4 protein-coding genes are annotated in these 15,145 nt (G+C 41.5%); all 4 read right to left on the reverse strand.

Annotation, left to right across the window (positions count from 1 at the left end; all coding sequences use genetic code 11):
• Positions 1-1,035: 1,035 nt before the first annotated feature.
• On the reverse strand, positions 1,036-5,334 hold the full coding sequence (locus GJB62_RS30010; RefSeq protein WP_114080344.1) for a non-ribosomal peptide synthetase: 4,299 nt from the start codon (positions 5,332-5,334) through the stop codon (positions 1,036-1,038).
• Positions 5,331-8,612 (reverse strand): non-ribosomal peptide synthetase, encoded by a 3,282-nt coding sequence (locus GJB62_RS30015; RefSeq protein ID WP_114080343.1) that lies wholly within the window; start codon positions 8,610-8,612, stop codon positions 5,331-5,333. Before GJB62_RS30015 ends, GJB62_RS30010 begins: the two co-directional genes overlap by 4 nt.
• A gap of 73 nt (positions 8,613-8,685) precedes the next feature.
• Entirely contained in the window at positions 8,686-9,837 is a 1,152-nt protein-coding gene (locus GJB62_RS30020) for an acyltransferase (protein ID WP_114080342.1), read from the reverse strand.
• Positions 9,838-10,204: 367 nt separating this feature from the next.
• On the reverse strand, positions 10,205-15,133 hold the full coding sequence (locus GJB62_RS30025; RefSeq protein WP_245246050.1) for a type I polyketide synthase: 4,929 nt from the start codon (positions 15,131-15,133) through the stop codon (positions 10,205-10,207).
• Positions 15,134-15,145: the final 12 nt, after the last annotated feature.

Genomic DNA, 15,145 nt, shown 5'->3' on the forward strand with positions numbered 1-15,145 from the left:
CTAAATATGTAATAGTACAGAGGATAGTTTCGTCTAATTTCAGACCTATATTTATGTCACACGGTTACGATTGTTATGCGTTTCTCAAACCAAAGCATAATGTAAATAGATCGAGGACAAGTTATCACTTGGTTAACAACACATAATTTATACAAACTTAAAATCAATACTTAATCACCGCAAATATGCAAGATGGATACTCTACTCATCAAACCAAGACACATAAAGGTGGTTGTTAAATTTAGTGTCGCATATTTTAATTTATGATAATCAACATGAAAATATCACAGATGCCTTTCTAAGTAAATACCCTAGTTAAAAATCATGTAATAAAAAAACTTTAAATTTATGAATTATTTTTTACATATTTAAATCACTAATGGCGAAGGATAGGAACCTTCCTTGTTAAACAGTGCCATACCCGAATTTATGAAAGAATTATCTCTTACTTTTTTGGTAGCTTAATTTAATAAAAATTAACTACAAAATCAAAGGTGAAGATTTATTATGACCCTAGAGGAATCAACTATTAAATTTATGAAGGAAAGACAATAATTGCCTTCAGTAAATTCACTAGTTTAATCCATATTGAGTCTCGTTAATAGCTGTGCATAAAAAAACCTCATCCCAGTTGCGAGATGAGGTTTTTTGATTTATCTAAGTAATTACTCGTGCTTAATATTAGACAGTACTGTCACTCAAATTTAACTGTACAATGATGCCGTTGTAATCTTTATCACCACCATTAGACATCTCCCTAAATTAAATATGTGTTACCCAGGAACCTTGTAGAGACGTAGCATTGCTACGTCTCTACTTTTTCGGAGATATCTATTTAGTAGATCCTCAAAACCAAAGGTGTTATTCCCCAACAGGCGAACGCCAGTGTAAGTTATTACCCGCAAATAAAACAACCCCATCCCGCAAGTAAGATGAGGTTGAAAAGCTATCACTACACAATTCAGAAAGAACTTTGAGCGGGTCAAAATAGCTTTTATATCTGGCTTAGAGACTTAAGTTTTGTACCTCGCTGAGTTACTTCTTTCCTATGGTTTCTGCAATAATTTGATCTATGCAAGACTTCATTTTTTCAGACACAGATCGTACATGGGGTTCTTTAAAAATGGAATTATGAATCCCAGAAATATCATAGATATCCACTCCCCCTAATGCCAATTTACCCCAACCCATTTTGGAATCAGCCTCTCGTTGTTCAACTACAAGACCATCTTCTGTTCGGAATACGGTTGCTTTACCTGAGTAAACTTGTAGAACATATTTTCTGAGCGCTTGTATGGTAGCATTTTCCACCATGTATTTCCGGTTGGAGTAAGGTAAGGGGCGACCGAGAATCAAGTGAAAGTGAAAAACAAAGCGCCAGAGTATCTCTTTGATTTGATACTTAAACCGTTCTGTATTTCCTTTTACCTGCTCAATAAGATAGTTAGATGTAATTGCTAAAAGACTCTTCCAATCACGAGAGGCTGGCTTTTGCAATGATAGGGATTCAGTATTTTTTGAACCGTAAGTATCAAATAGAACTAGCAAAGCTACTTCCTTACCTTGTATGGTCAATTGCCGAGCCATCTCGTAAGCAATTAAACCCCCGGAAGAGTATCCACCGATTAAATAAGGCTCACATGGCTGAATAGTCTGGATTTGTTGAATGTAGTGCGCTGCCATGTCTTCAATTCGGGTATAAGGAAGCTGTTTTCCATCTAACCCTTGTGGTTGTAGTCCATAAAATGGTTGATCTGATCCTAAATGCACAGCCAATTCACGGAAACGTAGAACTTCTCCACCCAAACCATGTACACAGAAGAAAGGAGGCTTAGAACCGTTGGGCTGAATAGCTACTAAAGATGACCAAGGAATTGATGTTTCAGACTTGACATCAGCTGTTGGTACCGCCGCAACCCCAGGTTTTGAGTATATTTCTCGCTCAACAATATTAGCTAACTGCTCAATGGTTGGGGCTTGCAAAAGTATAGATAGAGCTAGATTTTTCCCCACTATCTTTTCAATCTGAGAAAACAGACGTACTGCCAGCAATGAGTGTCCACCCAAATCAAAAAAGTTATCTGTTATTCCAATGGGATGAATTCCTAAAACATCTTCCCAGATTTCTGTTAATTGAAGTTGTAATGGATTTTCTGCCGTAGCAAATATTTTTTCTCTTTCAGTATTAGTTGGATTGAGAGCAAGTAAGGCTTGACGATCAACTTGACCATTAGCATTCAACGGCAGAGAATCAACTATGACAAAGGTAGGCAACAAATGCTCAGGTAGCTTTTGCTGGAGAAAACTCAGTAGTTGCTCATTTCCCAAAGCCTCTCCTTGTTTGGGAACAAGATAAGCAACTAAATGTTTGTCCCCAGAAACATCTTCTCTGGCAATCACCGCAGCGTTCTGCACGCCTGGATATTGAGCTAAAATTGTCTCAATTTCTGTCAATTCAATCCGAAAACCGCGAATTTTAGCCTGATTATCTCGGCGGCCAATAAACTCAATATTGCCGTCACTTAAGTAGCGCCCAAAGTCGCCACTTCTGTAAAGGTATGACCCGGATTCGCTGCTAAAGGGATTGGGGATAAATTTCTCAGATGTTAATTCGAGACGGTTAAAGTAGCCTTGTGCAATACCAATACCACTGATGTATATTTCGCCAGTAACGCCAATTGGCAGGGGTTGCGATCGCCGATCGAGAATGTAGATTTGGGTATTGGCGATCGCTTTTCCTATAGGAATTTCTGGCCGAGTGTTACTGGCTTCACTGGCAGTTGCCGGATCGTAAACCGTGGCGGTTAGGGTTGTTTCTAGCGATCCATAGCCATTAAGCCAACGTACTTGCTTGCCAAATTTTTCTACCCAAGTTAAATAAGCATTACGTGAGACTTTTTCACCACCAACCATGACTAAGCGCAAGCTGGCTGGCAAGGTTTGTGGAGATAGAGACGGCTCTTTAACTAACTGATGCCAAAAATACGTAGGTAGATTAACAACGGTAATCTGTTGTTGAGCAATGAATGGGAAAAACTGCGCTGTAGATTGTAACTCTTGATACTGGATAATTGCAGTAGCACCAGCAATCCAAGTGGGGAACAATGATTCTATAAAAGAATTGCAAGTGATACTAGGTAAGAGTAGGAGGCGATCGCTCTGGATCAACTCCCAAGTGTCACTGATTGCTAGGCTGTGGGTGACAAGATTACGGTGGGTAATGGCTATACCATTAGGTTTTCCATTGCCGCCGGACACATACATTACACAGGCGAGAGTCTGATCTGTGGTATAATAGTCTTGATTTTCTGTTGTATGTAGTGCGATACCTTCCCAATCATTATCTAAACAGATAACTTGTAGCTGATGCTCAGAGAGTTTCTCAACCAATGAGCTTTGGGTTAACACTACGGATATTTGGGCATCTTCTAAAATGAGAGCCAGACCATCTTGCCCAGATGTCGGAACTATGGATACGTAAGTTCCCCCAGCTTTCAAAATACCCAACAGCCCCACAATCATCTCTAGCGAAGGCTCTACATAAAGACCGACGAGTACCCCCGATTTTACCCCTAGAGTTTGCAAATACTGGGCTAATTGATTTGCACGCTGGTTGAGTTCCTGATAGGTTAGTTGCTGATTTTCAAAACTTACTGCAATATTATCTGGAGTTCGTTTAGCTTGAGCCTCAAACCACTGATGGATACAAGTATTCTGCGGATAATCAGCCTGTTTGGCATTCCAGTCAACCAATAATTGATGCTCAGGTGCTGTCAACAGAGGTAATTCAGATATCGGCTGATCGGGATTAGCAACAATACCTTCAAGTAAAGTTTTGAAGTGTCCCAACATTCGCTCTATGGTACTGGCATCAAACATCTCGGCATTGTAATCAAATACCATGCCCAGACCATTATCCTGTTCCCGCAAGACTAATGTTAGATCGTATTTGGTTTTGCCATGATAGATGTAACCAAATAGAGAAGTAATAGTCAAATCAGGTAGTTGCAATCCTCCCATCCCACGACCATTTGACCAAGGAGGATTGAGGGAAAACTTTACTTGAAATAAAGGCGAACTGTTCCGACTTTGTTGTTCTGGTCTAAGTTCTTCAATTAGTCTCTCAAATGGTAAGTCTTGATGGGTATAAGCCTCTAAGCAATCCTTACGCACGCGGTCTAATAATTGTCGAAAAGTTGGATTTCCTGCTAAGTTACCCCGCATTACAAGAGTATTAGAGAAAAATCCAATCAGCCGCTCGGTTTCTACTTGTCCCCGACTTGCACTAGCAAAGCTAATCAGTAGGTCTTCTTGTCCAGAATAACGGTAGAGCAATAGCTCAAACACTGTCAGTAGAGTCATGAAGAGGGTAACACCCCATTTTTGGCTCAGGTCTGTCAGGGCATGGTTCAGCGTCTTTGATAGCAGCAGGGCAGCGCGATCGCCCCGATATGTCTGCACACCATGAGGACGCGGATGATCGTAAGGTAACTCAATGATCGGTAAATTGCCTTCTAGCTTTTGCTTCCAGTAGTTTACCTGTGACTCTAAAACCTCTCCTTGGAGCCACTGATATTGCCAATTGGTAAAATCGGCATACTGCACTGGTAAGGGAGTTAAGGGAGAAGCCAGCCCTGCCGACAATGCTTTATAGATGGTAGTGAAGTCTTGATAAAATATATCAGAAGAAGCTCCATCACAAACTATGCAGTGCATATTCCAGATTAGCAGATGCTCGCGATCGCTCAACCGCAGTAGCAGCAACCGCAAAATCGGCCCATTGGCTAGATCAAAAGGTTGATGAGCTTCTTTAGTTGCCAGTAGGAGAGCTTCTGCCTCCCTTTGTTCATCTGGTATTTGCCGCAAGTCAATTATTGGCAGCGTCAAGGAAACATCGGTGGCAATGACTTGAGTGGGCTTGCCATTTACGGCTGGAAAAGTTGTCCGCAGAACTTCATGGCGGCGGACGACTTCTCTCAAACTTTCCTCTAAGAAAGCAACATTCAGATTCCCCGTAAAACGCACCACAACGGGCATATTATTTGAGGAACTATTAGGTTCAAATTGATGCAGAAACCATATCCGTTGCTGACCAAAGGAAAGCGGCAAGTTGCCATTCCGTTCACAAGCGACAATTGGGGGAATCTGTGAACTCGCGGCTGTAGTAATTTGTTTTAGAAAGTTGACGATTTCGGCTTTTTGAGTTTTTAACTTGATGAGCAATTCCGGTGTGAGACTATCTTTTGCAGCCCGATAGCGTAAGCGTTCGCCCTCTAACCAAAGTTTGACATCGCGCTGACGTAGTTCAGAGAGTAGTTCATCTAATGTTTTCATAGCTCACCTTCCTCATAATCATCGGCGGTTTCACTATCAGCAGCCTGAACACCTTGGGTTGCCCAACGCAGAGTTTCCACTCGTTCAGCCAAATCTGCTACCGTTGGTAATTCAAATAAATTGGACATGAGGATTTCTACCTGCAAAGCTTGGCGCAGTCGAGAAACCACTTGAATTCCTAGTAGAGAATATCCACCCAATTCAAAAAAGTTGTCGTAAATCCCAACCTGCCTGACATTTAAAACCTGTGTCCAGATATCTGCAATCTGCTGCTCAATGGGAGTGCGAGGTGCTACATAATTTGCTTCCAGTTCTGGGCGGAAAGAATCAGGCTTTGGTAGTGCCCGACGATCAACTTTGCCGTTAGCATTTAGCGGCAAGGCTTCCAGTGCCATAAAAATCTTGGGCACCATATACTCAGGAAGCTGCTGTTTTAAGAATCGACGTAATTCGGAGATTATTTGCGGGCTATCTTGACCAGCTTCTGCGACAAAATAACCAACCAGCACTTTCTCACCAGGAGCATCTTCTCGAACAATTACTACCGCTTCTTTTACTGCCGGATATTGCAAAAGTGCAATTTCAATTTCACCCAATTCTATACGGAAACCGCTCACTTTTACCTGATTGTCAATCCGACCCAGGTATTCAATCTTTCCATCTGGCAAATAGCGAGCTAAGTCTCCACTTTTATATAAGCGTGATTGAGTATCTGAGCTAAAGGGATTGGCAATAAATCTTTCAGCCGTCAGATCCGGGCGATTGAAATATTCTCGTGCTAAACCATCGCCACCAATATACAACTCACCTGTGATTCCAATTGGGACGGGTTGTAAATGGGAGTCTAATATATAAACTTGGGTATTAGCAATGGGGCGACCAATAGGAATAGAAGCCCCTGGCTTTAGTGGTGCTGTAATCTCATAACAGCAGGTAAAAGTTGTACTTTCTGTCGGCCCGTAACCATTAATTAGTTTACAGTTTTCTACTGTGTTGATAAATTTATGGACATGGGTAACGGATAAAACATCACCACCTGCTAACAGTTGATGTAAGGGTTTTAAAGCATCAATTTTTTCATCGACTATTAGATGGAATAAACCCGCCGTTAGCCATAAGGTTGTCACCTGATATTGCTGAATAAATTGCCCTAATTCGTCTAAAGATGGCGTATGGGGAGGGAATATTATTAGTTTTCCACCATTCAGCAAACAACCCCAAATTTCAAAAGTTGAAGCATCAAAAGAGATAGGACTAATTTGTAGAAATACTTCTTTGTTAGTGAGGCTTACATAGTTAGTTTCTTTGACTAATCTAACTACACCTTGATGGATAACACTAACACCTTTGGGCTGACCTGTAGAACCAGATGTGTACATTACATAAGCCAAGTTCTCAGCCTTGACATTACTAATTAAATTCTCTGGCGTTGGTTGGTTGATAGTATCCCAGTCAGTATCTAAACAAATTACACTTGCTGCGTGAGCAGGTAGTTTGTCAATTAGCTGTTTTTGGGTCAACAGTAATTTGATCTGGGTGTCTGAAAGCATGAAAGCCAAACGTTCTTGCGGATACCCAGGATCTAGGGGGATGTAAGCTCCACCTGCTTTCAGAATCCCTAAAAGACCTACTACCATTTCTAAGGAGCGATCGACGCAGATTCCCACAAGAACATCTGCACCTACTCCTAATGTTTGCAGGTATTGGGCTAATTGGTTGGCGCGAATATTTAACTCTCGATAAGTAAGTTGCTGTTCTTGAAATACCAACGCCACAGCATCAGGGGTGCGTTCTACCTGCTCCTCAAATAACTGATGAATACATTTATGGTGGGGATAGTCTGTTTGTGTCTGGTTCCATGTTGTTAATAACTGTTGCTCAACTGCTGGTAAAATTGGCAATTTAGCAATACTTTGATTAGGGTTAGCAACTATTCCCAATAACAAAGTTTCAAACTCTGCCATCCGGTGGCGAATAGTGTCAGCGTCAAATAAATTAGTGTTGTACTGACATTCCAGGGTCATCTGACCACGTAATTCCGTAGCATTGATGAACAGTTCAAAATTCTCGAAGGAACGGGGGTTAGAGAAAAATTCTACTTCCAGCCCAGTGAAGGGAAGTTTATCACTATCTAAACCCTGATCGATATTAAATGTAATGGGAACTAAGGGAATACGGCTAGAATCCCGTGCCAAAACTAATTTTTTGACCAGACTACCAAAGGTAAATTGTTGATGATCGTAAGCATCTAATACAGCCGATCGCCGCGATCGCAAATAGTCGCTGAAAGATTTTTCGCCATCAATCTGGCTACGCAATGGTAATAAGTTTACACAGTGGCCTACGAGATTATATTGCCCCAAAGCAGCTTGTCCGGCGGCTGGAATACCAACAACCAAGTCGTTTTGTCCTGTCAGACGGTGTAGCCAAACCTCAAATCCTCCCAGGAGAGTAGTCATAAAGCTACAACCGAGTTTTGTCCCTAGTTGTTTGAGGTTGGCAACTAGTTCGGGGCTTAAATGCCAATCTTCACGGGCAGCATTAAAGGTTCTGAGTGGTGGACGGGGGCGATCGCTGGGGAAATCTACAACAGGTACAGTGTCAGCAAATTGTTGTAACCAATATTTTTCTGTAGCGATCGCTTCTGGACTATCCGCCTCTTCTTCCTGCAAAATCGCATATTCACTTAAATTGTCTGGTTCTTCTAATTCAGGAACAATACCCTGTTGCAAGCCAGAATAAAGTTTACCCAAATCTGGCATCAGCACTGCCCAAGACCAACCATCACAAATAATATGATGTGCTGTCAAAGTAGCTAGATGCTCCTGCGCCTGCAATTTGACAATTTTTGCCCGAAATAGCGGCCCATGTTCCAAATCAAAAGGTTGCTCTACCTCTTGTCGCAAGATACTAGCTAATTTTTCCTGTTGTTCTTGTGGTTCCAGGTTAGAAACATCAATAATAGGGATTTCAATTTGCCGAGAAGCAACAATGCAGAGTGTATTGCCATCGGTGCTAAAAGTTGTCCGTAGTGCTTCATGACGTTGTACTAACTTTTCCACCGCAGACTGGAAAACTTTGACATCAAGTTCGCCTTTTAGTCGCAGAGATTGGGACTCGTTATAAGCACAATTGGCAGCATCCCCCATTTGTACAGAAGCCCAGATTTCTTTTTGTGATTCTGTGGCAGGGGCGGTTAGAAGTAATTCTCCATCTGCAAATGGATCAAAATCAACCGCAGTTAAACTGGATTGGTAATCTACAGGTAATAAGCTCATAAAATTCTATTATTTTCTCAGTTTATTCAAAGTAAAATTTAATTTTTTCTTGTCAAAGTATTGGCATTTAAATTCATTGTTTAGCCAAGATTGTAGACTTTAAATAATTACGCATTGGAACCTCTACAAATCTATATGTCAATGATGCAGCCAATATGATAATCATAAGAAATACTCCTAAAGATGTCAAGGCTTCATATTCTGTGAATCCTTTGCCAAAAGCATGGTGGAATTTATAAATCCATAATGTTTTTAACAATTCTTGAACAAACCAATGAACCATGTAAATCGAGTAAGATATAGTCCCGAAATACAGCATCAACCTTGAATTTAAAAATTTTGATATTACACTATTATTGTTGATAGATACAGCTAAAATTAGGAGAGAAAAAGCTGGTAAAACTAGCCAATCATGAAGACTACGCCAATAAGTCCAGTAGTAATTCATAATCAGAATTATCCAAGTTATAGCTATAATTGCTAGTAAGTTAAGATTCAAATAATTTCTATAATTACCTCTGTGATAAATTTTATAAGTTATAATGCCGAGTATGCACTCTAGCCCGCACCTAGCTATGGAAGGTATGCCAATAATACTATCTAAATTTCCACGGGTAAAAGCAATTAGTAGTAATATACTGAAGAGAGCAGAGACATAAATTCTTAAATCATTTTTCTCATTATTTCGTAATAATAAAAATAAGAGAAATGGAAATATACAATAAATAACAAACTCTACACTAATTGACCAAGCTGGCTCATTCCAATAAGTATCGCACCAAAATAAAGGTGGGCAATTTAAGTCGAATGCTTGAAGAAGGAAAATATTAGCAAAAAGGGCAGTTAAATTAAATTTGCCAGTAAAAGCAGAATTATTTAGTAAAAATAGTTTTAAAATTTCTAATCCGATAAATAGAGATAAAATAAATATATGTAGAGGATAAATTCTGGCAAAACGCGACGATAAATATGAACGATATTTAGATGAATTAACTTTTAATGAAAAATCTTCAATATAAACGTGGGTCATGATAAAACCACTCAGAATGAAGAAAAAATCAACCCACAAATATCCATTACGAAAAAAATTGCTATATGCTGATAAAGTTGAACCAGTTTTAGATAAAGTGTAATATGAGAAATGATGTACAACAACAACCAAAGCTGCAATACCGCGCAGAGCGGTGAGCGAATTGATTTGGTTATACATTGATATTTTTGGCATTGAATTATCTCAAGAATATAAACAGTTAGATATTTTTAGGATAATCTTGATGGTTTTATGAGATTTTTGAAATACAAGTTGTTCACCCAATTATGGTTTTGGTGAGCATTGCCCACACTATTTATAAAAATCATTTTGCTATATCAAATCTGTCAAAAGTTTAGCTTCTAATTTCTACTATGATCTTATTAAGACTTACTTGAACTAGGTTTAAGTACATTATCAGTTAATATAAAAAGCCCTAATCGATGAGTATTTAATATTTGCAAACACAGTGAATTTTTGGTGTTGCTGAATTGGAGTAAGAATTGACATTTTTTGATATGACTTCATACTTGCAATCAGCAACGCCAATTTTTTAAAGCACTTAGGAAACACTTGCAACTTGTAAATACTTCCCAGGCCGCTCGCTATCGGGGATATACCAAGCGGGGTTGCCTTGGGGATCTCGTCCTAATTTGGCATTAGGTTGCGGAGGACGATTACGTAGGCTGTTATTGGTAACTTCGCTGTTTGTTACTTCTATGGGCGGTGCAGACAAAAAGCCAGCAGACTGCATTTCGGCAATACTTTCTTTAAAGGCTGCCATTACAAAAGCTAGATCGGCTTCGGAATGAGCTGTTGTCAAGAAGCAAGGACGATGATCCCAAGTATGCACTCCCTTATCCCGCAGTAAATAAAATAGTAAGTCTCCGTAAGGAAACTCTGGTGCAGATTTCACCATAAACAGGGAGCCGAAGTTATAAGCTGTATACGGAGCCTGAACTTTCTGGAAATAGCCCATAAGTTCCGCTACAAATTTATCGGTTCTGGCATTGAGATTTTGCTGCAAGCTGGGGCCACTCTGTTTTAAATGTTGAAGTACTGCTTTGGCGGCTGCTAGTGCTAAAGGATGGCGGACAAAAGTTCCGGCAAAGTAAGTCACGCCAACTTCTGGAACTGAGTCATCCCCAAACTGCCAAAATCCACCATCTAAAGCATCCATATATTGCGATTTGCCAGCAATGACTCCAATCGGTAGTCCACCGCCCACAATCTTGCCGTAGGTTGCTATATCAGCTTTGATACCAAAATGTGCCTGAGCGCCACCTGGATGAATTCTAAATCCGGTAACGATTTCGTCAAAAATTAGAGCAATACCAGCTTCTTCAGTGAAATCACGTAATTGCTGAAGGAATTCCTTGGGCTGGTATTCAGGGCGACGGCTTTGCACAGATTCAACCATCACTGCTGCTAACTCATCAGCCCGGCTTCTAAGGATTTCTAGAGACTCAGGTGAGTCGTAGTCCACCACCAAAATGTTCTCTACCATTTCGGGTGGGATACCAGGAGCAGCAGGAATTGACCGGAGTTTTTTTGTCCCCCGAACAATTACTTCATCCAAAATACCGTGATAAGCTCCAGAAAAGATGGCGATTAAGTTACGCCCTGTGATGGTGCGTGCCATCCGCATCGCTCCCAAAACCGCTTCCGAACCTGTGTTGCAGAAGGCTGCTCGGTCAAAGTTGGTCAACTCACACATCAGCTTTGCCACTTCTCCAACTAAGGGAGTCTGCGGCCCAATTTCCATGCCTAGTTTCAGTTGTACTTCAATTGCTTCGGTAATGAAAGGTGGCGACCAACCAAACAAATTCAAACCAAAACCATTGCTTAAATCGACATATTCATTGCCATCAAGATCCCAAAGTTTAGAACCCGATGAACGAGACGCTACGATGGGATAAACCATCTCTTTCATCGTCGGGTTAAAGCCAGAAACAGTTCTTGGATCTGCCAAATAAGGGCGATGGGATTGAGTATATTCTTTGGATTTTTTAGTCCGTTGTGTGTATCTTTGAATAATTTTGTCTAGATAAGTTCGTTGTTGCGTTGTCAGAGTTTTAGTCTGGGTTTTTTCAATTCGAGCAGCCGCACCAAATGCCTTTTTAGGGCCATTTGATTCCGTGTCTACCGATGCAGGTGATTCTTTGCTCGTTTGAGTCGCTGGGATAGATACGGCGTTTTGTGGTTTGACACCATTATTTTGAGGTGTCGCTGCAGGTACAACTGGGATTGTTACAGGTTGACTGTTGTTACCCAATAGTGCCAATTGCTGACTCATGATTTGTAGCTGCTGATTAATCACATTTTCGAAGAAACTGGATGCAGCAGGTTGGGCAGAAATCTGAGGTGCAGATCCATTTGTATGAACTTCATGCACTAGCAAAGTGGGTGATGTGGTTGCAGGTGCTGGTAATGGTACTTCTGGAATGGGTTCTGCAACAGTTTCTGTTAATCCTAATGCAGATAAAGTTTCGGGAGACAAGGCTGGATTGATAAAGTCAGCCAGTGTTCCTAAATTGGGGTAAATTTCTAGTAACTGCCTAAGTGTTACCTTTACTTGAAATTTTTTCTTTAACGCTAGCCCTACTTGAGTCAGTGATAAAGAATCTAATCCCATTTCTAAAAATGTTGTCGAATCGTCAACACTAGCGATTTCCAATCCTGATGTTTCTTCAATAATTTCTTTTAGCAGAGGAATAAGCTTTTGCTGAGGAGATTTTATCATATCTTGGGTATTTTCTAACTGGGGATTTGAAGGTTTGGGAGTTGCTGCGCGATTGGGATGAGGTAAAGGATCAATCCAGAAGCGTTGGCGTTCAAAGGGATAGGTAGGCAGAGAAATTCGTTGTCGCGTTTCCCTTTGATAGAAGTTGCTCCAGTCAATAGATACTCCTGCTAGCCACAGTTGTCCTACTGCCTTGAGTAATGCTGTCCATTCGGCTTCGTTCTCAGCGTTATCGCCCAGAGAAGCGTAGGCTTTGCCCGCCGTAGGCATCGCTATCTGTTGTTTAATATCTTTTGCTTGTTGGCGGGCTAAGGTCGTAGTTGTGATTCGCGGCCCAACTTCTAACAGTACGCGTTCTGGTTGCTGCCATAAGGTTTGTATACCCTCCGCAAATCGCACAGTCTGACGTAGATGTGTAGCCCAATACATCGGATCAGTTGCTTGCTGGGCTGTAATCCAGTCGGCGGTAACTGTGGAAACAAAGGGAATTTGAGGAGGTGATAATTTAACTTTCCTAACTACCTCAGCAAAGGGGGCTATGATGTCATCCATCATTGGGGAATGGAAAGCGTGGGAAGTGTGTAAACGGCGACAGACGACTTCTTCGCTTTCTAGTTGTTTTTGTAGAGCCGCGATCGCTTCTGTTGGCCCAGAAACTACACACAGGGAAGGGCCGTTAATTGCGGCGATCGCTAATTCTGGACTCAATCGCGGCTCTACCTCTTTAGCTGGTAAGCGCACTGAGAGCATGGCCCCTTGTGGTAAGTCCCACATGAAGCGACCGCGATTTGCAACCAACATCAGCGCATCTTCTAAGGTGAATACACCCGCAATACAGGCGGCGACAAATTCGCCAATGCTGTGACCAATCATCGCTTGGGGCTTGACTCCCCAACTTTGCCACAGTTGCGCTAAAGCGTATTCAATGACGAATAATGCTGGTTGAGTAAAGCAGGTTTGCTTTAGGGCGATAGCCGCAGTTTCGCGATCGCTTGGCGCGGGATATATAATTTTTCGTAAATCACCGCCCAGTAATGGTTTAAGGATTTCTGCACATTCATCTACTACCTCCTGAAACACAGGTTCACGGTTGTAGAGATTCAGTCCCATATCCACATATTGCGACCCTTGTCCGGGGAACATGAAGGCAACGGCTGGATTACGGATTTCTGTATGGCGGGTATTTACTTGATTGGGATCTAAAGATTGTAACGCTGCGATCGCATCTGTGATGTCGTGACAAACTACACTACGTCGATAATTTAAGGCTTTGCGCCCTCGCTGTAGGGTATAAGCTACATCGGCTAAGTTAATTTCAGCATTGTACTGGAGATATTGCTGCAAATTTACTGTTGCAGCTTCTAAGGCTGTGCTAGTTTTTGCTGAGAGCAACAATAGCTGCTGTGGACGAGAAGATCCAGAATTTTGAATGTGTGGCGCTTCTTCCAGCACAATATGAGCATTAGTCCCGCCAACACCAAAAGAACTTACACCGGCTCGTCGCGGAGTTTCACCTTCTGGCCATTCAGCTAGTTTGGTATTTACATAGAAGGGGCTATTGGCAAAGTCAATCTTGGGATTGGGAGCCTCAAAATTTAAGCTAGGTGGAATCTTTTTATAATGCAGGGCAAGAACGGTTTTAATTAATCCTGCTACCCCAGCAGCTGCAACTAAATGTCCGACATTGCTTTTCAGAGAGCCGATCGCACAAAATTGTTTAGCATCTGTATGCACACGAAATGCTTGCGTCAGCGCTTCAATTTCAATGGGGTCGCCTAAAGGTGTAGCTGTACCGTGAGCTTCAATATAAGAGATGGTTTCTGGGTGGAAGTTGGCATAAGCTTGGGCCATTGCAACGGCTTCTGCTTGTCCGTCTACGCTAGGAGCCGTAAAGCTTACTTTATCAGCACCATCATTATTAATACCTGAACCACGAATTACGGCATAGATGCGATCGCCTTCATTGAGTGCATCTTCTAAACGCTTGAGGACAACTATTCCTGCGCCATTGTTGAACATTGTGCCCTGAGCGCTGGCATCAAAGGGACGACAATGACCATCTCCAGAGAGCATACTGCCTTCTTGAGCCATATAACCGCTATTTTGAGGTGTAGTCATAGATACACCACCAGCTAAAGCCATATCGCACTGATAGCTGCTTAAGGCTTGACAAGCTTGAATAATTGCTACTAAAGAAGTAGAGCAAGCTGTATTAACACTGACAGCCGGGCCTTTAAGGTTGAGTTTGTAAGCAGCACGGGTGGTTAAAAAGTCTTTTTCATTTGCTAACATGGTCTGGAACTCGCCGATGCGATCGACAATTTCCATACGTCCAGAAATATGGTTGGCAAAATAAGTATTTTGACCACAACCAGCGTATAAACCAATCAAGCCATCGAAAGATTCTGATTCATAACCAGCATTTTCTAGAGCTTCATAAACCAACTCTAGAAAAACTCTAGCTTGTGGGTCCATAACCACAGCTTCCAGTGGATTAATGCCAAAGAAGGCTGCATCAAAAGTTTCTCCCCCAGGAATGATTCCTCTAGCTTTTACATAACTGGGATCTTTGCAAAGGTTCGGGTCAATGCTGGGATCTAATTCCTCATCTTGAAAAAAAGTCGTTGACTCTAATCCCTCACACAGATTGCGCCAAAACTCATCGACATTGCCAGCGCCAGGAAATCTTCCTACCATGCCGATAATGGCAACACCATCAATAGGATCTTGATTATCTGAGGTTTGCATATTTACCATTGC

This window comes from Nostoc sp. ATCC 53789 (assembly GCF_009873495.1).
GTDB lineage: Bacteria > Cyanobacteriota > Cyanobacteriia > Cyanobacteriales > Nostocaceae > Nostoc > Nostoc muscorum_A.